Origin of the sequence: Endozoicomonas acroporae (genome assembly GCF_002864045.1) — a bacterium.
GTDB classification, from domain to species: Bacteria; Pseudomonadota; Gammaproteobacteria; order Pseudomonadales; family Endozoicomonadaceae; genus Endozoicomonas; species Endozoicomonas acroporae.
This window is the reverse complement of the sequence record NZ_PJPV01000050.1, coordinates 25,255-49,246: the sequence shown is the minus strand read 5'-3', so window position 1 is coordinate 49,246 and position 23,992 is coordinate 25,255. Positions and strand designations below refer to the sequence as shown.

At 48.1% G+C, this 23,992-nt stretch carries 20 protein-coding genes; 17 read left to right on the top strand and 3 right to left on the bottom strand.

The window, feature by feature from the left end:
- The first annotated feature begins 2 nt into the window (after window positions 1–2).
- Together CX664_RS08805 and CX664_RS08800 are read left to right on the top strand one after the other, a co-directional pair.
- Entirely contained in the window at window positions 3–494 is a 492-nt protein-coding gene (locus CX664_RS08805; protein ID WP_180966433.1) for a TlpA family protein disulfide reductase, read from the top strand.
- Window positions 487–759 carry an acylphosphatase gene (locus CX664_RS08800; RefSeq protein ID WP_101746371.1) on the top strand — a complete coding sequence of 91 codons (273 nt, stop codon included), beginning with the start codon at window positions 487–489 and terminating at the stop codon, window positions 757–759. Before CX664_RS08805 ends, CX664_RS08800 begins: the two co-directional genes overlap by 8 nt.
- Here the strand turns inward: CX664_RS08800 and CX664_RS08795 are convergent.
- Together CX664_RS08795 and CX664_RS08790 are read right to left on the bottom strand one after the other, a co-directional pair.
- Window positions 756–1,436, bottom strand: a complete 681-nt coding sequence (locus tag CX664_RS08795) for a lytic transglycosylase domain-containing protein (RefSeq protein ID WP_241693397.1) — start codon at window positions 1,434–1,436, stop codon at window positions 756–758. The genes CX664_RS08800 and CX664_RS08795 overlap by 4 nt on opposite strands.
- Window positions 1,396–3,114: a proline--tRNA ligase gene (locus CX664_RS08790; RefSeq protein ID WP_101746370.1), complete on the bottom strand. Its 1,719-nt coding sequence runs from the start codon at window positions 3,112–3,114 to the stop codon at window positions 1,396–1,398. The genes CX664_RS08795 and CX664_RS08790 overlap by 41 nt, the downstream gene beginning before the upstream one ends.
- A 174-nt stretch (window positions 3,115–3,288) precedes the next feature.
- Here CX664_RS08790 and CX664_RS08785 point away from each other — a divergent pair, with 174 nt between their 5' ends.
- Complete coding sequence (locus CX664_RS08785; protein WP_432388394.1) at window positions 3,289–3,720, top strand: HIT domain-containing protein; 432 nt, start codon at window positions 3,289–3,291, stop codon at window positions 3,718–3,720.
- A 141-nt stretch (window positions 3,721–3,861) separates the two neighbouring features.
- A complete protein-coding gene (locus CX664_RS08780) occupies window positions 3,862–4,062 on the top strand; it encodes a SlyX family protein (protein WP_101746368.1) in 201 nt (66 codons plus the stop codon).
- A 66-nt stretch (window positions 4,063–4,128) separates the two neighbouring features.
- Here CX664_RS08780 and CX664_RS28430 read toward each other — a convergent pair whose 3' ends face one another.
- Window positions 4,129–4,743: a cold-shock protein gene (locus CX664_RS28430; protein ID WP_276328476.1), complete on the bottom strand. Its 615-nt coding sequence runs from the start codon at window positions 4,741–4,743 to the stop codon at window positions 4,129–4,131.
- Between the two features lie 759 nt (window positions 4,744–5,502).
- Between CX664_RS28430 and CX664_RS08770 the strand changes: the two genes are divergently transcribed.
- The 13 genes from CX664_RS08770 to tolQ all read left to right on the top strand — a co-directional run bounded on the left by CX664_RS08770 (window position 5,503) and on the right by tolQ (window position 23,991).
- On the top strand, window positions 5,503–5,844 hold the full coding sequence (locus tag CX664_RS08770; RefSeq protein ID WP_101746367.1) for an HU family DNA-binding protein: 342 nt from the start codon (window positions 5,503–5,505) through the stop codon (window positions 5,842–5,844).
- A 205-nt stretch (window positions 5,845–6,049) separates the two neighbouring features.
- On the top strand, window positions 6,050–7,300 hold the full coding sequence (locus tag CX664_RS08765; protein ID WP_101746366.1) for an OprD family outer membrane porin: 1,251 nt from the start codon (window positions 6,050–6,052) through the stop codon (window positions 7,298–7,300).
- 467 nt (window positions 7,301–7,767) lie between these two features.
- On the top strand, window positions 7,768–8,244 hold the full coding sequence (locus CX664_RS08760) for a tetratricopeptide repeat protein (protein ID WP_101746365.1): 477 nt from the start codon (window positions 7,768–7,770) through the stop codon (window positions 8,242–8,244).
- An 84-nt stretch (window positions 8,245–8,328) separates the two neighbouring features.
- Entirely contained in the window at window positions 8,329–9,864 is a 1,536-nt protein-coding gene (locus tag CX664_RS08755) for a hypothetical protein (RefSeq protein WP_145999902.1), read from the top strand.
- 213 nt (window positions 9,865–10,077) lie between these two features.
- Window positions 10,078–10,350, top strand: coding sequence for an FmdB family zinc ribbon protein (locus CX664_RS08750; protein ID WP_101746363.1), 273 nt, complete (start codon window positions 10,078–10,080; stop codon window positions 10,348–10,350).
- 94 nt (window positions 10,351–10,444) lie between these two features.
- Window positions 10,445–12,229: an aspartate--tRNA ligase gene (gene aspS / locus CX664_RS08745; RefSeq protein WP_101746362.1), complete on the top strand. Its 1,785-nt coding sequence runs from the start codon at window positions 10,445–10,447 to the stop codon at window positions 12,227–12,229.
- A gap of 60 nt (window positions 12,230–12,289) precedes the next feature.
- On the top strand, window positions 12,290–13,036 hold the full coding sequence (locus CX664_RS08740) for a YebC/PmpR family DNA-binding transcriptional regulator (protein ID WP_101746361.1): 747 nt from the start codon (window positions 12,290–12,292) through the stop codon (window positions 13,034–13,036).
- Between the two features lie 350 nt (window positions 13,037–13,386).
- Window positions 13,387–13,911: a crossover junction endodeoxyribonuclease RuvC gene (ruvC, locus tag CX664_RS08735; protein ID WP_101746360.1), complete on the top strand. Its 525-nt coding sequence runs from the start codon at window positions 13,387–13,389 to the stop codon at window positions 13,909–13,911.
- A gap of 22 nt (window positions 13,912–13,933) precedes the next feature.
- Window positions 13,934–14,551, top strand: a complete 618-nt coding sequence (gene ruvA / locus CX664_RS08730; RefSeq protein WP_101746359.1) for a Holliday junction branch migration protein RuvA — start codon at window positions 13,934–13,936, stop codon at window positions 14,549–14,551.
- A gap of 20 nt (window positions 14,552–14,571) precedes the next feature.
- Window positions 14,572–15,573, top strand: coding sequence for a Holliday junction branch migration DNA helicase RuvB (gene ruvB / locus CX664_RS08725; RefSeq protein ID WP_101746358.1), 1,002 nt, complete (start codon window positions 14,572–14,574; stop codon window positions 15,571–15,573).
- Window positions 15,574–15,754: 181 nt separating this feature from the next.
- Window positions 15,755–19,645, top strand: coding sequence for a hypothetical protein (locus CX664_RS08720; RefSeq protein ID WP_101746357.1), 3,891 nt, complete (start codon window positions 15,755–15,757; stop codon window positions 19,643–19,645).
- A gap of 80 nt (window positions 19,646–19,725) precedes the next feature.
- On the top strand, window positions 19,726–23,100 hold the full coding sequence (locus CX664_RS08715) for an ATP-binding protein (protein WP_101746356.1): 3,375 nt from the start codon (window positions 19,726–19,728) through the stop codon (window positions 23,098–23,100).
- Between the two features lie 222 nt (window positions 23,101–23,322).
- Window positions 23,323–23,991 carry a protein TolQ gene (tolQ, locus tag CX664_RS08710; RefSeq protein ID WP_101746355.1) on the top strand — a complete coding sequence of 223 codons (669 nt, stop codon included), beginning with the start codon at window positions 23,323–23,325 and terminating at the stop codon, window positions 23,989–23,991.
- The last annotated feature ends 1 nt before the right edge of the window (window position 23,992 follow it).

Sequence of the window (23,992 nt, the reverse complement as noted above, 5' to 3'; positions counted from 1 at the left end):
TCGTGAGGATAACAAGAACATTGGAATACTTTCTGGTGGTTGTACTGTTGGGGGCTCTTGTGGCCTGTAGCAAGCCAGTGACTTTTGCGGATTTAAACGGCAACCCCGTTGCTATTGCCAGCGAAAATGGTCAATGGCTCGCGTTGAATTTCTGGGCAGAGTGGTGTGACCCTTGCCGGGAAGAGATTCCGGAGCTGAATGAGCTGGCCAATGACGGTCTGGTCAGGGTGCTGGGTGTTGATTTTGACAACAGTCAGGGGGAGGCGTTAATCGATAAGGCAAAAGCCCTGGATATTCGTTTTCCGGTGCTTCGGGAGTCGCCACTTACAGTGTTGAACGAGCCTCCTCCCCAAGTGTTGCCCGCTACATATATTATTTCGCCGGAAGGTAAAGTGGTGAGCAAACTGTTTGGACCACAGACCAGGAAAAGCCTTGAAGAGCAGATTCACAAGTTAAGTAAACACCAATTACAGGAAACCTCGTCCAATGGCTGATGTATGCAAAAGAGCCTTTGTTGAAGGCAGGGTGCAGGGTGTCTGGTTTCGAGGCTCAACCCAGGAGCGAGCCCGTCGCCTGGGCATCGGTGGCTGGGCAAGAAATCTGCCGGATGGACGGGTTGAAGTGTTAATGTGTGGCTCAGAAGCAGCCGTTGCCAAGCTGGAAGAGTGGCTTCATAAAGGACCACCTCTGGCCAGGGTGGTTAATATTTCCATTACCGAAGAGTCGCTGCAGGCGTTTGACTCGTTTACCACGGGTTAATTTACAACCCAGTGACGTTCCCAGTTGGTCAGTACGCGCTCCGGATACCAGGTTTTGCCCAGGCTGCCATTATACCGGGCCAGAGCCCTGGTCAGATTGCCATTTTCTTTCTCAAGGTAATAACTGAGAATGGTGCAGCCATAGCGCAGGTTGGTCTGGATGGTGATGAGGTTGTCCTTATCCCGGCCAATAACATTCTTCCAGAACGGCATAATCTGCATTAAACCCAGGGCACCAGCCGAAGACACCGCATACTGGTCAAAGGCAGACTCTGTCTGAATCAGTGCCAGCACCAGCTCCGGTTGTAAATCTACCTTGGATGCTTCGAAGTGAATCATCCTGAGCACCTTGAGGCGAAGGTCCGGGTCTTTAATAAACCGGGCCAGACGGGCAGACATATCAACCAGCCAGACCTCGGCGTCAAACTGATCGTCGAAGCTGCTGGGTTGATCCAGTGAGCGTGACAGCACTTCCTGTAAAATCGGGTCGTGCCATTCCGCCTGACTGGCTGCTGGCATAACAAGAGCCATGACAAGAACGGCCACAACCCCCAAAGCCCGGAAAAGGGCTTTGGGGTTGGCAGTTTTCAGCAAGCTACTTATAGCGGGTAAAAGGCTGTCAGCAGTTAAAGTACCGTTAGCGATTTGTGCGTTTTTTAAGCAGTTCGATAATTTCACTGAGCTGAATATCTTCTTTATTGTTTGCAGTCCGGTGCTTGTATTCCACCATGCCATCGGCCAGGCCACGGTCACTGAGAACCACGCGGTGCGGAATACCGATAAGCTCCATATCGGCAAACTTAACTCCGGGGCTGGCTTTTCTGTCGTCCATCAGCACTTCAAAGCCTGTGGTGGTCAGTTCCTGGTAGAGTTTTTCGGCCGCTTCACGGACCACTTCGGATTTTTCGATCTTCAGAGGTACCAGGGCGATCTGGAAAGGCGCGATGGCTTCCGGCCAGATAATGCCGCGGTCATCGTAGTTCTGCTCAATGGCGGCGGCGGCAGTTCTGGACACGCCGATGCCATAGCAGCCCATGGCCAGCGGAATGCTCTTGCCATTTTCGCTGAGAACCTTGGCGTTCATGGATTCGCTGTATTTGGTACCCAGCTGGAAAATATGGCCCACTTCGATACCACGCTTGATAAACAGCTGCCCTTTACCGCAGGGGCTTGGGTCACCTTCCTGAATATTGCGCAGGTCTTCAACGCGGCTGAAGGTGCAGTCACGCTCCCAGTTGATGCCGAAGTAGTGTTTGCCTTCGATATTGGCACCAGCACCAAAGTCGGCCATTTTCGCTACGGTTCGATCGACAATCACCGGCATTGGGCAGTTAACCGGACCAAGTGAGCCAGGGCCGGCACCCATGATGTTTTTAACTTCTTCTTCGGTGGCAAAGCGCAGGGGAGCGGCCACATCCGCAAGGTTTTCCGCCTTGACTTCGTTAAGCTCGTGATCGCCACGGATCAGCAGGGCGATGAACTCGCTGTCAGCGTCTTCTGCAGCCGCAACAATCAGGGTCTTGATGGTTTTTTCAACAGGCAGGTTGAACTGTTCTACCAGTTGATCGATGGTCCGGGCATCCGGAGTATCCACCAGTGTCATCGCTTCAGCGGGGGCAGGGCGTTCACCTGCTGGAGCAACGGCTTCTGCTTTCTCAATGTTGGCTGCGTAGTCGCTCTGGTCACTGAATACGATGGCATCTTCACCGGACTCGGCCAGTACGTGGAACTCCTGGGAACCACTGCCGCCAATGGCACCACTGTCAGCCTGCACTGCACGGTATTCAAGACCCAGGCGGTCAAAGATACGGCAGTAGGTTGCGTGCATATTCTGATACTCAGCTTGCAGACACGCTTCAGTGGCATGGAATGAATAGGCGTCTTTCATCAGGAATTCGCGGCCACGCATCAGGCCGAAACGTGGGCGACGCTCGTCACGGAATTTGGTCTGGATCTGGTACAGGTTGATTGGCAGCTGCTTGTAACTGTTCAACTCGTTACGGGCAATGTCAGTAATGACTTCTTCATGGGTTGGGCCAATCACAAAATCACGACCGTGGCGATCCTGAAAGCGCAGCAGTTCAGCGCCGAATTGATCCCAGCGACCGGTTTCCTGCCACAGTTCTGCCGGTTGTACGGCAGGCATCAGGGTTTCCAGTGCGCCAGAGCGGTTCATCTCTTCACGCACAATGTTTGCTACTTTTTGCAGGACCCTGAGACCCAGGGGTAGCCAGGTATAGAGGCCGGATGCCAGTTTACGGATCATACCGGCACGCAGCATCAGCTGGTGGCTGATGACCACGGCATCGGCAGGCGTCTCCTTAAGGGTTGGAATCAGATACTGACTGGTTCTCATGTGTTCATTTACCAGGCTGTTCAAAAAAAGGTTTGTCAAAATTTGACGTCAATTAATGCGCCATTTTAAGGCCAATCGGTTATTATACCAACCGCTGTTGCAAAATCCCCTGTTGTTGATTGGTTGTTCTGAAAAATACCTTCTCTATTCTATTTTCTCTGGATGGGCTGTACCGTGAGTAGCTTTGAACTGGATCCCCAGCTGGCAAGAGACTGTGTGGTTATTGGTGATTTTCCTGTTTGTCGCCTTTTGCTAATGAACGATAGCCAGTATCCCTGGTTTATCCTGGTTCCCCGTATCCAGGGGGTGGAAGAGATTTATCAGTTGGATGAGGCGGCCCAGCAACAGCTGCTTTTTGAATCCTCATATCTGGCGGAAATGCTGCAGGTGCTGTTCAGTGCAGACAAGATAAATGTGGCCGCGTTGGGTAACGTGGTTCGACAGCTGCACGTTCATCATGTTGTCCGTTTCACGGCCGATGCTGCCTGGCCAGCGCCGGTGTGGGGCAGGCATCCCGCCCGACCTTATACGGATGAACAGCTCGCAGAGGTGATGCGCAAGCTGAAAACGGGTATTACCGATATGCCTTCTTTCCAATGGGCTTGACAGGTAAGGTAAATTTGGAAGGCAGAAGCTCAAGGAGTAGACTGCGCAGATTAATCTGCTTCCGGTTGCCTGTAACCGATCTTGTTATGATGGTTAATGACCGGAAGTGGTTTGGCTGGCTGCCTGTGGGAGTAACAAACGATGCAAGATGAACTGCTTGAGCTGCAAACCCAGTTGAGTTTTCAGGAGGATACAATTGCTCAATTGAATGAAGTGGTTACCCGGCAGCAGAAAGATATTGACAGGTTAACAGAAGCCATGGCGCAACTGAAAAAGCAATTTGCAGAGATGGTGGCTGAACAGCTGGAAAGCCAGGAAGAGTTACCTCCTCCCCACTATTGATTGATGATTAGACGGTTCTGGATTCTTCTGGCCGGAACAACCTTGCCAGCCAGAAGACCGGAATGCCTATCTTCCTTTTGGTGCGGCAATAACATCTTCCGCCTGTAGGCCTTTGTCCCTTTCAACCACAATAAACTCAACCCGCTGTCCTTCACTCAGGGTTCGGTGTCCTTCGCCGCGTATGGCACGATAATGGACAAAGACATCTTCACCCATATCACGGGTAATAAAGCCAAACCCTTTGGTGATATTGAACCATTTGACTGAGCCGGTTTCCCGTCCGGAGTCATCAAGGGGTTCCGCCGAGGAGACGGAACTGCCGGGCAGGTTGGCGATAACATGAAACAGGGTGCCGGTGCTGACTGAAAACAGCGTAATCTGGTCGAGAGTCACTCCAGAGATCATCAGGGTGTTGTTATAGGCGAAACCCACCGCTGCACAGAGCGCTGACAACAGCAGGACGGACCCGGCTATCTGCAGCCACCGTTGGAAGCCATTGCGTCTGCTCAGGTAGGCTCCTGTCATTAAATTTAATGAAGCGGCCATCAGTAATAGTGCAACCACCGGGTTGGTTGGGTTGGCAGCGGCTGTTGATGGCTGGTAGAGGTTGGTCATGATGGCAATAACGAAAAAAAATGCCAACAGGCCGGTTAAAAGATGAATTGTTTTTAAATGTTTCAAGGCATGTTCCCTTAATTTGTTATCAGTATCAGTTGAAAACATCGAGCCCTTTTGCACGTGGGCTTTTCAGAACCACAAGCCATCCGTGAAAACAGAATCTGGTGTAAAGCTGTCGTGCATTTTTTAATCATGACCAGACAACATTGAGCCCGACAAACACGTTGTGCAACTTATTATGATGGAACACATGGTTTCCCATATCAGTGTTAATGTACCTTTATGATGTTTATTTCTCAAATATTGACAGGCCTGCCTGACATTTAACATGAAACGAGACACTTCACGGACGTTTAAGACAGGCGGGAAAGAGTCTGTAAACAGCGCTGTGAGCTTTCTGGTGAGTTGTTGGAAGGGTAGATTGACTCTGTTATTTGGGTGTGAATCTTTTGGTAAAAAATGCTCGACGTGGAAAAATACCGATATTATAGTGGTATCCAGTACCTTGAATATCTACTGCTGCCGTCTTCTATTAAGCATGGTGTTCGTAAAGTTGTAGAAATGTTTAGAGGTTGTTAATAGATAACGTTGTACTCATGGAGTGATAAGGCAACTCTGGTAATGTCTTATTGAGAAAGGGAGGTACCAAATCCGCCTGGTGCTGTGGCAGATAATGCAGTCGCTGATGGTTGCCGTTAGCTGGCAAAAGCAGATCGCTTTAATCAGATAACAGCAAAAACATTGGCAAGCGCTCAATGCCCTCTTTAAAAGGGAAAGCCTAAGGGAAGGCTTAAAAGGAATTTTCATCAGGAGAGTACGACTATGGCTGGGAAAAAAGCACCCGCAATCAAGGAAAAATACAGCAAAACCCAGATGCTGGCAGAAATTGCCGAGAATACCGGGCTTAGCAGAAAGCAGGTCAGTGCGGTAATGGATGAACTGAGTGAACTGGTTGAACGCCATATTAAAAAACGGGGTTGTGGTGAGTTTACCTTGCCCGGTCTGTTAAAAATCGTGACCAAGAAAAAACCGGCGCAAAAAGCCAAAAAAGGTGTGCCAAACCCTTTCAAACCCGGTGAATTAATGGATGTGCCGGCCAAGCCCGCTTCTATTCAGGTGAAGGTAAGGCCATTGAAGAAGCTGAAGGAGTTTGCAGCATCGTAGGCTGTTTATAGCTAAAAGCTTATAAGAGCTGCAAAACCAAAGGAGCTTACCGGCTCCTTTTTTTATGGTTGCAATTTGATCAGGGTTGTAGAAAAATAATTTCTCGTTGCGAACAGGATGTATATCACCAAGGGGAACTGCTTATGTCAGTTGGTGGTAGTCGCAATAATAAACACAACAAAGTACTCAGGGAGCAATTCTGATTATGAAAACCCTCGCTAAAAGCGCACTGGGTGTAGCTGTTGCTACAGCTGTCGCCGCTACCTCTGTTCAGGCTTCTCAAGCAGTGACTATGGATCCGAGTCTGACGTTTACCTATAAGAATTTTTACTTTGATGCAGATTTAAAAGAAACCGGTCAGAAGAGGGGACATGATTGGTCCCACGCATTGATTGCTGATTTTGATACCGGTTACGTCAATGGTCTGGTTGGTGCTGTTGTGACTGCGGGTTACGCTGGGCCACTGGATGTTGATTCAGGATTTGCTACTAACGTTGCTGGTGGATCTGATAAAAAACAAGATGATGCTATTTCCGGATTCCAGCAGGCTTACCTGAAAACAAAGCAGTCTTTCAGTGGTGTTGATTTTGAAGGTACTGTTGGTGTCAAGAAGCGTAGTACGGAAACTTACTCTGATTCCGGCTCTCGCATTCTGGCGGCCAGCTCTACAGGTTACGACCTCTCGGTTGGCTTCGAAGGTGCTAATGCATATTTTACTGAAATCACCGGTGTTAGTGAGCGTAATGCTTCAACACTTAATGGCGACCTTTCTGGTGGTGGCGATAAGGTTGATTATCTCCGTATCCTGGGGGCTAATTACAGTTATGCAGGCTTGGATCTCGCTGCAGAATATGGAAACTCAAAAGATTTGGTTAAGCAGACTTTCCTGAAAGCCGGTTATGGTTTTGAGCTTGATGATATGAGTTCTGTTGAACTTGATGCTCGTTACGGTAAAGCCAAGAGTGATCAGCCAGATAATAATGCAAAAGCCAAGTACTATAACCTGAATGCAACTTATAACTATGGCAATGCTTATGTCGCCCTTGGTTACAACAAAACCAAAGATGGTGATTATAACTCTGACTACATTGATGGTGAGCATGGTAAATTCAATTCCAGCTTGTCATTGTGGGAAGACTATGCAGAAGAAGGTGAGAAAGCTTATGTTGTTTCAGCGGGCTACAACTTTGCTGATCAAGGTCTGAGCGGTTTGACTTGGGATGTATGGTACGCTAAAGGCGACGATGCTGATGAAATTGAAGATTTCAAGCGTCGTGAGTATGGTAGCTATGTCAATTACGCTTTTGATGGCTCTCTTGAAGGTCTGTCTGTAGCTTGGCTTTACACCAATTACCGAGCTCAGGGTGATGTTGTTAATGACAGTGGAAGTCTTGGAGGTCTTTCTGATCTGGATATCAACCGTCTGTACCTGACTTACTCTGTTGCTGCATTCTAAGCAGTTAATTGCTTAAGTTGATAAAAGAGGGCGTATGCCCTCTTTTTTTTGCTTAAAAAATTAGTGAATGAATATTCCAGATGCTTTTTTAATCAGAGTGTGCCAATGCATACAAGTCTTTCATTATCTGAATTGCATATCTCAGTGATGGCTTTATCAATGAGTTATTGTACGTTCTGACGCTTCAGTCCAATCCCTCTGAGCTGGTTTTTTGAAACATGTAGTTAATTTCCAGATTGTATTAACTATCTCTGTAAATATCCGCAAACTCCATGCGACTGATTTTTAAATCAGGTGCTGAGTGAAAAAAAAGATAGCACAGAGATTTATATAAACATTTGATTTCTAAAGTGATTAGGTCAGTTTTCAGCCTTGATGCCACTAATGATGAATAGGTATAAATACAAACTGGTTATAATGGAATAATACCTTACACAATTTTATCAGGGATGAGGCTTTTGAGGGTTATGGATAATAAGGCTGATCAGCCATCCTCAGCGTCACTTTGGCTCGCTTATCTGGCTAAAGGTGGCTCCATGAAAGAACTTCGTAATTTGGATCAATGTCAGCTTGATGCTATGTACAGGGTGGCTTTTGCCCAATTTAATTCCGGCCATTTTACCGATGCTTTAAAGGTCTTCCGACATCTTTGTCTGCTTGATCATACCAGCTATTCCTATTTTCTTGGCCTGGGCTTATCACAGTATGAGCTTTCCCTGTTTGCCCAGGCTGCGGCAACGCTGGCTCATGGGGAAAAGCTTGATCAGAAGGACCCAAGGGCTTCACTGATGATGGCTAAATGCTTTATCGAGATCAAACGCTGGTCTCTGGCTCAAAAAGCCTTATCTGAGGCGGTGACCAGAGCGAGCCAGTCTGCCCGTTGGAAAGATGAGCTTCAGCAGGCGAAAAAATTGACCAGTTTTGTTCGTGGCAAATTGCAGTGAAGATGTTTCAGGGGTTGTTTGTTGTCCGGTAAGGAATACCGGGCAGGGTGATTTTCAGGCGTCATGGTCAGGGAGGGCGTTATTATGTCGAACACAGTTGGAGAACCGGGTGGTGTACAAACAGGAATAACGCCTGCACCGGGCACGCCGGGCAATGTTTCGGCAAATCCCGGGAATGGGGTAAGCAGTGGCTACAGTCCAGCAAATTCTGTCTCACAATCTACGGGTTCAGGTCCGGACGGAAGTCAGGCGGGTGTCCAGCTGAATGCTCCGATAAATAGTGGCAACAACGGTGTTGACTATCTGGCAAGAACCTTGCAGTCAAGGCTTGATTCGTTTCGTGCCACGATTGCCCAGAATAATGCCATGACCCCGGGGGAGCTTGATCTTTCTGATACCCAGAACCTGCTGTTGTCCTTAAGAGGTGCGATTAATGACCTTAAGGTACTTAACAGTGTGACAACCATTGAAATACGGGCGGCAGACCGACAGGCACAAGTCTCTCTTTCATCGGACATTTTTGCAATGAGAAAAACGATCGAGTCTACGCAGAATTCGATCAACAGCAAACAGTCAGAACGGGACAGGGCTCCTGACCATCAGAAGCCAGCACTGGATGCTGAAATAGAATCATTAAAAGGGAGAAAAATGGCCGCGGAGGTGCGACTGACTGCAAAAGAGGCGCTACTTTCGAGTTCTGATGATAATGCGGTCAGGGATCTGTCGGTCCCCCTGGTGAAGGCTATCAGTCCGGAATCTCTGGAATCCGGTGAAAAGCAGCTGGATGAACTGAAACATGAATTAAAAGTATTAGAAAAGCGTTTTGACAGTGATGAGGTTCGCTCCAGGCTGACTAGTCTTATTGCTGCTGACTATGACAGGGAGATTCTTCGGGTATCGGATCGTGACATTGAAAATCGTCAGCCCCGGAGAGGTAAAGGCTCTCCTGAGGCATTGAAATCGCTGGTAAGCCCGGAGGTCGTTGATAACCTGTTCAGTTTCTTTTCGGCTCGTGACACCACTGCGAGGGACTCTGTGCGCAATCAGGCCGCTCCATCTGAACAACAGTTAACTGATGCCGCTGAAGGTCTGGCTCTGGTGCTGCTTGCAGAGCCTCCCGTGACAGCCCGTGAAAAAAATACCGTCAATCGGTCATATCCTGATGATAGTACCAGTATTGAGGATGCCGATAATTCACAGACTCCAATGCTGCGTGCAGAGCCACCAGTAACGGCCAATGATAAAAATGCAACTGATCAGCCAAATCCTGGCGATAGTCTTGAAAGTAGTAAAAATGCACAGTCTCCGATACCCCCGGCAGAGCCACCAGTGACAGCCAGTGAAGAAAATCCCGTCGATCAGCCCTATCTTGGCGACAGTCTCAGTCTTGAAGGGGCTAATAATCCACAGGCATTTACAATGCTCCTGTTAAAAGAGCGAATGGCTGATATGCAAGAGGCGTTGGAAAAGAGATCGGATGGGGACATGGTTGATTCTGTTGGGACCAATCAACTTGCCCAGCTGCTTGAAGCAGAGCGAGAAGTCGAGGCCATGGTTGTCGAGGCGATCAGGGATCAGGAACGCTATGAGGCGGATATGCTTAAATCTCATCCGGTTTAAGAGGCAATATCTACGAAAGGGATTCAGTGTTGTTCGTTCTATTTGATAAGCCGTACTGGTGACCAGTGCGGCTTTTTTTGTCTGGCAACGGCTGACTCTGCCGGTCTTTGGGGTATAATGGCCGTTTTTCTGCGAATCAGTAAACGTAAGCGCCCAAGTCAATACGATATCAATGGTGCTTACTGTTGTAAGTAATAGGGTAGGCCAGCGTCAATGCCGATCTATGAGTATCAGTGTGAGCAATGCTCCGAAGTGACGGAAGCGATTCAAAAATTCGGTGATGCACCGTTGCGTGATTGCCCGGTCTGTGGTCAGGCCGCACTGAAGAAGCTGTTAAGTGCGCCGGCCTTCAGGCTGAAAGGTGGTGGTTGGTATGAAACCGACTTCAAAGGAGGCAGTAAGAAAAACCTGTCTTCCAGTGATAACCACTGTCCTGGCAAAGACAGCAAAAGCAGTTGTGCCGGTTGCCCTGCAACCAGTCAATAAAAGCGTTGCCCGGCAACCAGTGATTGATCCAAATCCTTTCAGCCCGGCGGCTGTAAGGATGAAATCCAGTTGAATTCCTGATTTGAGGTATATTATGCGCAGCCATTATTGCGGCGAACTGAATCTTTCCCATGATGGGCAGGAAGTCACCCTCTGCGGTTGGGTACATCGCCGTCGTGATCACGGTGGCGTGATTTTCCTGGACCTGCGTGACCGTGAAGGCCTGGCTCAGGTGGTGGTCGACCCTGATACTGAAGAAGCGTTTGCACTGGCTGACAAGGTGCGTAGCGAATATGTCCTGAAAATTACCGGTATTGTGCGCCCACGTCCTGAAGGCACTGTGAACAGCAATATGTCTACCGGTGAGATTGAGGTGCTGGGTAAGCAGGTGGAAATCCTTAACCAGGCCCAGACTCCGCCTTTCCAGATTGAAGGTTATACCGATGTGGGTGAAGATGTGCGCCTGCGTAACCGGGTCATTGATCTGCGTCGTCCTGAAATGCAGGAAAAGTTGATTATTCGCAGCAAAGCCACCGCTGTAGTGCGTCGCTTTATGGAAGAGCACGGCTTTCTGGATATCGAAACACCGATGCTGACCCGTGCAACTCCAGAGGGTGCCCGTGACTACCTGGTGCCCAGCCGCGTGCATCCGGGGCACTTCTACGCACTTCCCCAGTCTCCACAGCTCTTCAAGCAGATGTTGATGGTGTCTGGCTTTGATCGCTACTACCAGATCGTCAAGTGTTTCCGTGATGAAGACCTGCGTGCTGACCGTCAGCCTGAATTTACCCAGATCGATATTGAGACATCCTTCCTGGATGAAGCTCAGATCATGGGCATTACCGAGTCCCTGATCAAAAAACTGTTTATGGAAGTGAAGAGCGTGGATCTCGGTGCCGAATTCCCGCGCATGACCTATGCCGAAGCCATGAGCCGTTATGGTTCTGACAAGCCAGACCTGCGTATTCCCCTGGAGCTGGTGGATGTGGCTGACCTGATGGCCGGCGTTGACTTTAAAGTATTTAAAGGCCCGGCAGAAGATCCTAAAGGCCGTGTTGCCGCACTGAAAGTGACCGGCGGTGCCGAGCTGAGCCGTAAGCAGATTGACGACTACACGAAGTTTGTCAGCATCTATGGTGCCAAAGGTCTGGCCTGGATCAAGGTGAATGAGCTGGAGAAAGGGGTTGAAGGCCTTCAGTCGCCAATCATCAAGTTCCTGGGGGATGATGTCACCATGAACATCATGTCCCGTATTGGCGCTGCCAATGGTGACATCGTCTTCTTTGGTGCGGATAAAGAAACAATTGTGAATGAGGCGCTGGGTGCTCTGCGCTGCAAGGTGGGTGAAGATCTGCATCTTTATACCTGCGACTGGGCACCATTGTGGGTTATTGACTTCCCGATGTTTGAAGAGACCGATAATGGCTCCCTGACTGCGCTGCACCATCCATTCACAGCACCAACCTGTTCTCCCCAAGAGTTGGAAGCTAATCCGTCTCAGGCACTGTCCCGTGCTTATGATATGGTTCTGAATGGCTATGAAGTGGGTGGTGGTTCCGTCCGTATTCATCGTCAGGACATGCAGCAGGCGGTATTCCGTGTGCTGGACATCCAGGAAGAAGAGCAGCGTGAGAAGTTTGGCTTCCTGCTGGATGCCCTGAAGTACGGTGCGCCTCCTCACGGTGGCCTGGCGTTCGGCCTGGATCGTCTGGTGATGCTGCTCTGTGGTACCACTAACATTCGTGAAGTGATTGCCTTCCCGAAAACCCAGTCAGCTTCCTGTTTGCTGACCCAGGCTCCGGGTGAAGTGGAAAGTCAGCAGCTGCGCGATCTGAATCTGCGCATTCGTCGCGATCCGGCAACTGCAACCAGTCACTGATTCATCCTGGCAGCCTCTCAGTGGAGCGGCTGCCAGCCAAGCGTTTAAATAGAGGTTTTTATGGCAGGTCATAGTAAATGGGCCAACATCAAACACCGTAAGGCTGCGCAGGACGCCAAGCGGGGCAAAGTCTTTACCAAAATCATCCGGGAACTGACCGTTGCCGCCAAGCAGGGTGGCGGTAATGTTGAGGATAACCCGAAGCTGCGGGCGATCGTTGATAAAGCCCTGGCTGCCAATATGACCCGGGATACCATTAACCGCGCGATTGCCCGTGGTGCCGGTGGTGAAGATGATTCCAATATGGAAGAAGTCACCTATGAAGGGTACGGGGCTGGTGGCATCGCGGTGCTGGTCGAGTGTCTGACGGATAACCGCAACCGGACGGTGGCTGAAGTTCGTCATGCTTTTGCCAAGCATGGTGGCAATCTCGGAACTGATGGCTCCGTTGCTTATCTGTTCGAGCGTAAAGGCCAGATATTCTTTGAAGAAGGTGTTGATGAAGAGCAGCTGATGGACGCAGCCCTGGAGGCCGGTGCTGAAGATGTCGTCACTAATGATGATGGCTCAGTAGAAGTGCTGACCGAGTGGACTGAGTTTATGGCCGTCAAGGACGCTCTGGAAGCTGCCGGGCTTACTCCTGCGGGTGGTGAAGTTGCCATGATCGCTTCTACCCAGACAGAACTTGATCTGGCAGGTGCCGAGAAAATCATGAAGCTGATTGATCGTCTGGAAGATCTGGATGATGTTCAGAATGTCTATACCAATGCGGACATTCCTGCAGAAATCATGGAGCAACTGGGCTGAGTTCTAGTCTGGATTGAGTTAACGGAAAGCCCGGATTGCTCCGGGTTTTTTTGTACCTGTTTAAAACGCAGGTGCAGTTAGCCAAGAGGAATTATCAGGGAGTTTCCGTTAAAGGTTAAAAGCCAGTGTGATTAGAAACAGCACCAGGGTGACACTGGCAATGGTCAGTAATGTTTTCATTTGATGGTTCATCTGGCAGGCTGGCTCCCCAAAACTCATGTTCAAGAGTAAGTCGCAACCGGTGAGTTTCGTAGCCTGTTTTGGTAATGCCGTGTTTCAAAATTGTAATGCTGGAAACGTGTATGTATATACAGTATTCTTTTTAACGACAGGTTTGGAACAGAAATGGAATGGCCATATTGTTGGGGATTGATCCCGGATCCAGGATTACCGGGTATGGAATCATTGAGGAAATTGGCTCCCAATGTAAATACGTAGCATCCGGCTGTATCCGAATTCAGGATGGGCCACTGCCAGAAAGACTTGCCCAAATTTTTCAGGGTATCAATACGGTGATTGAAATGTACAGTCCGCAATCTGTCGGTATTGAGCAGGTGTTTATGGCCCGCAATGCCGACTCCGCCCTGAAGCTTGGGCAGGCCCGTGGTGCGGCGATTGTTGCCGCGGTAAATCATGGGCTCGAAGTTGCAGAGTACTCGGCACGACAGGTGAAACAGGCGGTGGTGGGTAAGGGCTCTGCGGAAAAGTCCCAGGTACAGCATATGATTACTTCAATCCTGAAGTTGGATAAAACCCCTCAGGCCGATGCCGCCGATGCTTTAGCAGTGGCATTGTGTCACTCCCACACACGGGCAAGCCTGGTGCGAATGGCCGGTGCAACGGGCAGAAGAAATCGTCGGTTATTAAGTAGTTAAGTCGCTAGAAGAGATACTGAATATGATAGGCAGACTCCGCGGTATTTTACTGGAAAAAAAAGCCCCATACCTGCTGATTGAGGCTGGTGGGGTGGGCTATGAAGTTGAAGCGCCGATGTCGGTGTTCTACCGTCTGCCAGAGGTTGGTGTTGAGACAATGCTTTATACGCACTTTGTCGTTAGAGAAGATGCGCAGCTGCTCTATGGCTTCAGCGACGCCCGGGAGAGAGAGCTGTTCCGTACTCTGATTAAAGTGAATGGAGTGGGTCCGAAACTGGGCCTGACACTGCTCTCCGGAATAGAAGCGTCTGTATTTGTCCGTTGTGTCCATGATGGCGACAGTTCTACCCTGGTGAAATTACCCGGGGTTGGCAAGAAAACCGCGGAACGCCTGATCGTGGAGTTAAAAGACAAACTGTCAACATGGGACAGCTCTGCTGCGCAATTTGATGGTTTGACTGGAACGCCCCTGGGGCAGGCCCTGGAAAAACAGGCCGCTGATACTGAACAGGAAGCCGTCAGTGCCCTGGTTGCCCTGGGCTATAAGCCTCAGGAAGCCAGCAAGGTGATTGGGCGGATTAACGTGGAAGGTCTGTCCAGTGAAGAACTGATCAGGCAGGCATTAAGAAGTATGATTTAACATCATTCCCGGAAAAAATTATGATTGAAGCGGATCGCTTAATATCAGCCAGTGAGCGCCCGAGCGAAGAGGCCCAGGATCGGGCCATTCGACCTGTCCGGTTGCGTGAATATACCGGACAGCCAAAAGTCAGGGAGCAGATGGAGATATTTATCCAGGCGGCCCGAAAGCGTGGTGATGCTTTGGATCATACGTTGATATTTGGTCCGCCCGGGTTGGGAAAGACAACACTCTCCCATATTCTGGCCAATGAAATGGGCAGTAATATCCGTTCGACTTCAGGACCAGTGATTGAAAAGGCCGGAGACCTTGCCGCCCTGCTCACCAACCTTGAGCCAAATGACATCCTGTTTATTGATGAAATCCATCGTCTCAGCCCGGCCGTTGAAGAAGTGCTTTATCCGGCCATGGAAGATTATCAGTTGGATATTATGATTGGTGAAGGCCCTGCGGCACGTTCGATCAAACTGGATCTGCCACCCTTTACCCTGGTAGGCGCGACCACCCGTGCAGGGCTGCTGACTTCACCTTTAAGGGACCGGTTTGGCATTGTTCAGCGGCTTGAGTTCTACAATGTGGCGGATCTCAGTGCCATTGTGCTCCGTTCTGCTGGTATTCTCGGAGTGCCGATGAATAGCGAGGCGGCCAATGAAGTTGCCCGCCGTTCAAGAGGTACACCCCGTATCGCCAACCGGCTGCTGCGAAGAGTCAGGGATTACGCGGAAGTAAAAGGCGATGGTTCGGTAACCCGTGAACTGGCAGACGCCGCCCTGAATATGCTGGATGTGGACGCCAGCGGTTTTGATCATATGGACCGTCGACTGTTACTGGCCATGATTGAAAAGTTTGATGGTGGCCCAGTGGGGGTTGACAATCTTGCCGCAGCCATCAGTGAAGAGCGGGACACCATTGAAGATGTGCTTGAGCCCTACCTGATTCAACAGGGTTATATAATGAGAACACCCAGAGGCAGGGTATTAACTAAGAGCGCTTATCTACATTTTGGCTATGATTACCCCTAGGGGCTGTTCAGGTCATATTATGAACTAGACTTCAGTTCATGCTCGGAGGACCTGACAGTCCTCTTTTTTATCCTTACGGCATTTGGAAATATCGTAACAGGAGTACCCTGATACCCTCAGTATGCAACTAAACTTCAACAGGCCACAGTCCGGCCATATCTAAACAGACAGGATGTATAATATGCTCCCAGCTGGAACGCCTGAAACTTCCTACGGGATGCAGGTACGCTCGAATGATATACCAGAATCAGAGTATCTATCAGGAGAGATACGAACTGCCGGTATCAAAAGACGTGTTATCCCTTTTGCAGTAGACGAACATGTCTTCAGTGAGAACCTGATAGAAGGAATGATTAATCACAAGGGAATGGGGAGACTGGCAGGGGTAAAAGACAGGGGATGTCGCCTGGTTGAGCGTCCTGAGTTAATTCAGTGGTTAACGACTGAAGCTGCTCAAAGTCGTTTATCGGCACCTGATGTCATTTGGTCTCACAGGGGGATCAAGAGACCGAAATCAGATTACAGTACTCTCAGTCAACTTGAAGACCTGGCCGTGTTGATGGGGTTTGCGAAAAGTTTAGGGTTCACCAGTCATTCAGTTCAGGATAGCAGCGCACCGTTTTGCAGTGATCTTCATCCGGTCATGGAGAAGTTTGTTGCGTTGTTCGACAGCAACAATCTCGCGTTGAATTCTTTTTATGAGGTGAGCTTTTATGCAAGGGATGATGTAAATAAACTGTATTTACACATAAAACATTCACATGCTGTGACGCTGTTAACCCCTGATATTATTCCCGATCATGAGGATCCCTTTGGTCGCCTTGACTTTGATCGGGCTACACGCCCTGAACCAATGTATAGTCCTGATGGTATCTACATTGAACTGGATGGTGCTGAGGGTGACAGGGCGTTTTCAGGATTGATTGATCGAGTAAGACTGCTGGATCCATTTGAGGAAAAATCCAGCATGAGTTTCCTGATTCGCTTTCGGAAAAATATTCCTGGGGATCAAATTATTTCTGATATTGCCAACTATCGGCTGGTCACAGGAAGTGAGGACAGGAATCAACTGTATTTCTCCTGCAGTGTCCCTGTAACAACTCTGAAAAAAGGAGAATTATTTATTGAGTTGCAAGCTCCGTTTATTAACTGTCCTGACCCCGATCTTGATGAAATATTTGATGTCGAAAAGGAGTGCAAATCAACCAGGGATAAGCTGCAAAGAAATCCGGATGGCAGTATAAACAATAAGACAAACCGGGATCTTTTGCGCCAGAAGTCGATACCCATTGTCAGAAATACCCGGCAGACTAAGCCTGAGAAAAATGGCTTTGCCGGTGAATATCTTGGTTCAGGAATTGCACAACGCGTCTTTACCCATGCCGAGTTTAATAAATTGGCAGCAAAGAAAATCATGCACACCATGAACCACGCTACTTCTGCAGCAACCATCAAGACACTGTATAGTACACAGAGAATGTGCTCGTGTGTGATGACAGACCCCCTGCTGGGAAAAAATGGAGAAATCAAGTTTGCACTGAGTCCTATAGAATACATAGCGGTGCCGTATCGGGATGGTGCGATTGGTGCTGATCAGGTGTATGAATTTGATTTTCCAGAAAAGAATGCTGCCTGTGGTGTCGCTGCTTCTAATCATCCGGTGACGGTCAGGAGGATAAGAAACAGTACATCAGAGTCGGATGTTTTTAATAACCTTGATTACCTGCCCGTCCTGCCCAGAGAAGAGTGCGATGAACCTTTCTTGTCCGATCACCATTACAGGATGGAAGCAATGGAGGTTAATGGCGATTCAATGAAACCGGAGTTTTATGAACAGGACCAGGTGACAGTGTTAGGATTGCAGAGGAAATACGATCAGGAAGAGATGGTTGAATGTATATTGAAAGATCCTAATGAAAAACCTGAGGTTAAATTTGAAATCATTAAAGGTATTCTGGATTTGATAGACCGGTGTGACCGTTTTAACAAGATGATCGAGGAGAAAGGCAATGGCTGGGTAATCAAATGTGTTATTGATGGTAATTTTGCAAATTTTGCCTATGACCGGAAGAAACATCAGCTTATTTATCTTGATGTTGCCCCGGCAACGGTTACCATCGATGGGCAGATTTTGCCGGGGAATCAATTTATGATGGAATGGATTAAGGAGCGCCATGACTTTATTTCCAAAATGTCTGAAGATCCACAGATGTCAAAATTGTTTGTGCTGGTGATGCTGACCAATGATCTTCGTCAACTTGAAAAAATACAATCCAGACTGGTAAGAGAGTCGGTCAGTCATGATTCTCATAAAGAGGAAACCTCTTCCCTGCGGGACGTGGTCAGCAAAGTGTCCTCTTTGCTGGCGGAAGATGATCGATTTTTATCCTGGTGTGCCTGCCATTTTTTCTCAGACTCTGAAATGACCATGGAAAGCCTCAGTTACCACGAAGACGCATCTTCGGGGGGGCGGTTTTCTCAAGTTGTGTCGATTTTATTTGAACGGTATATACAAAAACCCCTGGTTGATTTTGATCAATATGTAGATAAGCCTGATCCGGCTGAATCGGAAAAGATAAAATCATTACCCTTATCAAGAAGAATGGAGTTGCTTCGACAGTTGTCTGATGTGGCTTTTGGGTACATGAAACATATAAAAAAGAGTCTGGCGGAGAAAACATCGAAGAAGTTGAATGGTATTGATGACCACAAAGAAGATACTTTATCCAAAATTGAATACGAAACAATGATGAATAAGGCTATAAAAGGCGATGTTATTCATTTCTTTCCAACTACTTGTCCTCCAGAGGATATGTTTAATGAATCTGCATTTTCCTGGCTAAAAACATGGGAAGATGTTCATGGCTGTAAACCAATAGAAGGCGATAGCGTTGACAGTGTTTTGGGATTAAGTCGTCAGTTATTGCTCGATGCCGAGTTTGACGAAGCCAGTGATTCTCTATTGATCACCATACCTTGCTTTCAACGATTGGTCAGAAGGATTTATGGTAAAAAAGTGGATGTACTCCTGGTTGAGCCTTTTCATGGGCATGATAAGAAATTTCGAACGGCTTTATATCAGTGGCGGTCTATGTGTCAGGATAAGTCTCTTCGCCTGGAAGAATGCACAGGGGTTGAGGCATTTCATGATACGCTGGAGAATTTGACCATGGACACAATGGTACTTGTTAATCGTCAACCGGAGAATTCCTATCTTATTGGCAATGTCAGTGAAAATCCATGGTCCAGTATCTTCGTCAAGGACAAGGGAAAGCAGGCCAGTAAGCTCAATTGCTCATTACCAGTTACCTATATGCCATGCCAGGATGGTTATGAAAAGTTATTTTTTGAAAAAGTGCTTCTGGGTTTGAAAGAGTTATACGAAACCAGAAAAGAAACAAGCCTGGGAAATGAAAATAGTGAGAACCTCTCTGATGAGGATTTCCTTAAGAAGCTCGTCGTATGGCTCCCGGGCAGCTGTGCGGAAACCAGGAAGGTAGAACGGGATGTTGAGCGTGTCTTTATCAAAATGAACTTGTCGTCCAGTATCATGACTCGATTAAAGCCATGGCTTCGTGGTTATGTCGATATGATACAAGATGAATTTGGTTGGGAGCACTCGCCAAGAGTGTACCTGATGATGCCACTACCTTCAGAAAATACCAGAGAGTATGCCCGTTGGATGCTGCGTCTCACGAAGGATAGAAATGGCAATGACATATCATTCATGAACTTTACCAGTGAGCTTACCATGAATATGCTTCAGGAGAAGATTAAGGCAAGTATTAATGAAACGTCATCCTCCAAACCGGATTTTATGTTTATTGAGGGTGGGTATGGGTACAGGTCGGGGCATTTTCTACTGCATGATACGCCAGTCATCAGAGTATGCAGTGGTTATGATGAGGGCTTTTTCAACGAAATAGACAGCATTGGTTCTGTGGAAGATCTATCCTTGAAATCAGTATCTGTCAGTATACCATATACTTCCCTTGTCAACGGGGATCCCGTCAGCAGGAGTTCTATGGAGTGCCTGAATGATCCCCATGGGAGATTCTTCAGTGATCGATAATGCGGGGCATGTTGGATGATGGTTGTCTGATAAACACGGCTGCAGTACCTATGAAATATTTCCGGATGTAATATGGTGTTATGGCTACATCTATCCGTCAGAAGATTACGCTGTTTAATCTGCTACCAGCGATAGTGTTCTACAGTATTATTACGTTTGTCTTTCTATATTTTACCTTTCGGACGGCCTCTGAAGAAATCGGCAGAAGGCATCTCAATGAGACGTTGCGATATGCAGCATCCGTCGATACAAGAATGAGTAAAGTGATCTTGGCTGGCAAGGCCTTATCCCTGTCTGCCAGTGAGATTTCTTATCATGACCTTTCTGCAAAAGTTATTTCAATATTCAGAGATATGCCCTATGTGAAATCGGTATCCATTGTCGATTTTGAAAAGAAAGGCGGGGTGTTGGTAAAAAGTAAAGAGTCTGTTTATTTTGATTGGATGGTGAAGAAATTTGTTTCTGGAGATCAAGACTCAGATTACTCCATTCCTGATCAAATCTATTTATCAATCAACAATAATCTGGAGTATGACTGGTATGTTAATACTGAATTAACCGGGCCGGTATTTTATACCAGCTTTCTGGTCAGGGTTTCGGATGATAACCATCGGAGCCGCTTTCTAAGGCTCGATCTGGATGCTGCCAAACTGGTCAATATGCCGATAAACCTGGATTTTCGGGTTCGCCTGATTATTGCCGACCCTTTCGGACACATTGTGTACGCCAATGGCATATCGCTACTGAAGTACAGAACCATTGAAAAATTCTCACGGCTTGGGCCTTGTGAGGGTAGTGGCGAACTCTATTTTCCCTCAGAGAATGGCGGTTCGTTCAGGCATTTGCTGTATAGCCCTATTAAACCGTCCAGGCCTGATGAACCGTGCGGTTTTATGAAGGATGTTTTGCACAATGTTGTTAAGGAGGGCAGGTTGGTCAGTGTCCGTATTCTAACCAGGGGCAGCTACAAGTGGTCGGCAGCTGTGCCTGTTAAATCCACCGGTTGGTTTTTCAGCTACAGCATCATGGAAACTGACATCATGAAGCCGGTGTATAAACAGGCCTTTTTAAGCGCAAGCCTGATTGGCCTGGCCATGGTGTTAGCCATTATATGCTTGTGGGGTGTGTCTGGCAGGATTACGCGTCCCCTCAATGAATTAAAGCGTGAAATGAATACCTTTGGTTTTCTGCCCAGTGAGTCAAGTGATAATTTCCAGGATTCAAGGGATGAAGCGGTTAGCCTGAACCGGAGCTTTATCCGGTTAAAGGAACGACTGTTAAACCGGGAAGAGGCGTTGCAAAAAGCCCGGGCACAAAATATGGCCAGCCTTGTCCAGCAGCTAAGAGGACGTTATTTCTATTTTCATCTGGCCACTTCGGGGGATATTACCTATGTCAGTCCATCAATTACTTCAGTACTGGGTTTCGACGAAGACGAGTTTTCTGGAAAAATTCAGGGTTTCTTAACGGATTCGGTGATTAACGATACCTTCAGAAGCGTCCTGAAGCAGTTGCCAAAAGGGGTTTGGCAGGAAACATTTGAACTGGAATTTTTCCATAAAGACGGTTCCATACGCTGTATTGAAGTGGGGTGTGCAGGGCACGCCAATAAAAGCTCACTCACCCAGAAAAACACCGGCCAACAGCTGGATAGCATTGAGTGTATGGGAAATGATATTACCCATCTTGTTCGTGATACGGAAAAATTCAAGGCATTGATAGCCGGTTCGCCGGATGCCATTGTTATCACCGATACGGCGGGTGCCATCAACCTGGTAAATCCCAGGGTCGAAGATCTCTTTCGTTATCACGAGTGTGATTTACTGGGCCTGCCATTAGCGCTGTTAATTGACCCTGAGTACCGGTCAGATCTGATGCTGCTGAAGGAGCTTGACTCCGATGATATCGATAGCCATTGCCTGGAGGCAAGGCTCTCCCGTGGGGTTGATAAGTATGGCCATGGATTTCCAGTGGAAATATCCAGCAACGTGTTGACCACAGCCGATGGTTTGCTGATCTCCATCGTCTTTCGTGACATTACCCAGAGAAAGCGAATCGAAGGCGAGCTACTGAAGGCGAAAGAAACGGCCGAAAAGGCCAGTCAGGCAAAATCTTTATTCCTGTCACATATCAGCCATGAACTGAGGACCCCGCTTAATGGCGTCCTTGGCTATGCCCAGCTGCTGTTGGCTGACAGGGATGTTCCCGATAAATACCGGGAAAGTCTGTCATCCCTTGAGGCCTGTGGTTTGCATCTTTTGACCATGATTAATGACATTCTCGATATCACCAAGATTGAAAGCGGCATTGTGAGAACCCGGGTGGTGCCTTTTAATATCCAGGTGACGCTGGATATGGTGTTTGCCAATTTTCGTGAAACTGCGAAAGTCAAAGGCCTGAACTTGTTGCTGGATATTCTGCCCAATGTGGAGCTGGAGATCGTTGCTGATAATGTCAAACTGCGCCAGGTGTTGATCAATTTGGTTGGCAATGCCGTCAAGTTTACTGACTCTGGCAGTGTCTATCTAAAGGTGTTTGTCAAAGGTGAAAAGCTTCAGTTTGAAGTGCTTGATAGTGGCGTGGGTATTGTCTCATCGGATTTGGCGCAGCTGTTTCAGCCATTCACCCAGCTAAAGAAAGGGCAGGAGTGTGGCGGTGCCGGTTTGGGGCTGTCTATCAGTTATCGTCTGGTGGAAGCCATGGGGGGAGAGCTTCAGGCTGAGAGTGAACCTGGCAAAGGGAGTCGTTTTTATTTCAGTATCCCCTATCAGGTTAGCCATGGGGAAAGCAGAAACGTGTTAGCCACCTTGCCCCCGGGAAACGGCGGAGCTGATTTACAGCCAGAGCACTTTAATCAGCATCAAATTCTGGTGGTTGACGATAGCATTAATAATAGAGATATGTTGGTAAAGGCCCTTAAGTCTAAATCTTTTCATGTTGAGGCGGCAGAGGGAGGGTTGGAAGCGGTGGAAAAATGCAGAACCACTCGCTACGACCTTATTTTGATGGATCTCAGAATGCCCGGCCTGGATGGCTTTGATGCTGCCAGGGCGATTCACCGTATCGGCCGACACCCATCCATTAAGATTATGGCCGTATCTGCCAGTGTGTCAGAACAGGCGAGAGTACAAATTGCAGATTCCGGATTTTGTGGTTTTATTGCCAAACCTGTGCGCTTTGATGAACTGTTTAATTGTATTTATGACCATTTGGAAAATGATAACGGCTTGTCTCCTGATTTACCGCTCTCCGGTGTTTGTCTGAAGGAAATGGTTACTGCTTTGCAGCGCCTGCTTGAGATCGGTGACCTGAAAACACTGGAAGAAAAAGCCGAAGGGTGGTCAGTGCAGCCGGGTTATGGCACCGTCCCTGAAAAAGTTATTGAGCTGTGCAAGCTGCTGGACGTTATGGGGCTGGAGACACTCTATAACGCTTTAGTGGAACATTCTGGCTAGGAGGCTGTCCGAGAATAGACTGCCCTACTGTAGGATGTGTGTAAATCTGATTTGATCTCTCTCACTGACGTGCTATCAAACAGTTATTCACGGGATACAATTACCTTGCTTTGATGGACCTTTATCGGGTGGTTCTGATCCCCATTGTGGTTTTTGGTGTTATGATCAGTCCTTTTTCGACTTCATAATTGATGGGTAGAGAGGTTGTCGGTGGCAGAAAGCATGTCTCTATGGGCTCTGGTGGGTAACGCCAGTTGGATTGTGCTACTGGTGTTATTGTTGCTGGTAGCTGCATCGGTTGTTTCATGGATGATAATTTTCCAGCGGGGAATCCTGCTGAGAAATGCGCAGCAGACCATGATTGAGTTTGAAGATCGTTTCTGGTCGGGAATGGATCTGATTCTGCTGTACAAGGAAGTGCAACAAAATGAACAGTCCGGCTCAGGGGTGGAACACATCTTTAAAGCCGGTTTCGCCGAATTTACCCGCCTGCGAAACCAGGGGACTGTTGATCCTGATGCGGTTATGGAAGGTGCTCAGCGGGCCATGAGGGTAGCCATTTCCAGGGAGCAGGAGCGCCTCGAAGGAAACCTTCCCTTTCTTGCCAGCGTTGGTTCTACCTGCCCTTATCTTGGTCTTTTTGGCACAGTTGTCGGTATTATGAACTCTTTCCGGGGGCTGGCGGTGGTGCAGCAGCCAACCCTGGCTTCGGTTGCACCGGGCATTGCCGAGGCTTTGCTGACCACTGCTGTTGGCCTGGTTGCCGCTATTCCGGCGGTTGTCGCCTATAATCGCTATGCTTCAAGGGTTGAAGCCCTGGTGTCCAATTACGAGATATTTGCGGATGAGTTTTCCAGTATCCTTCACCGTAAAGTTTACAGCCGGACATAAA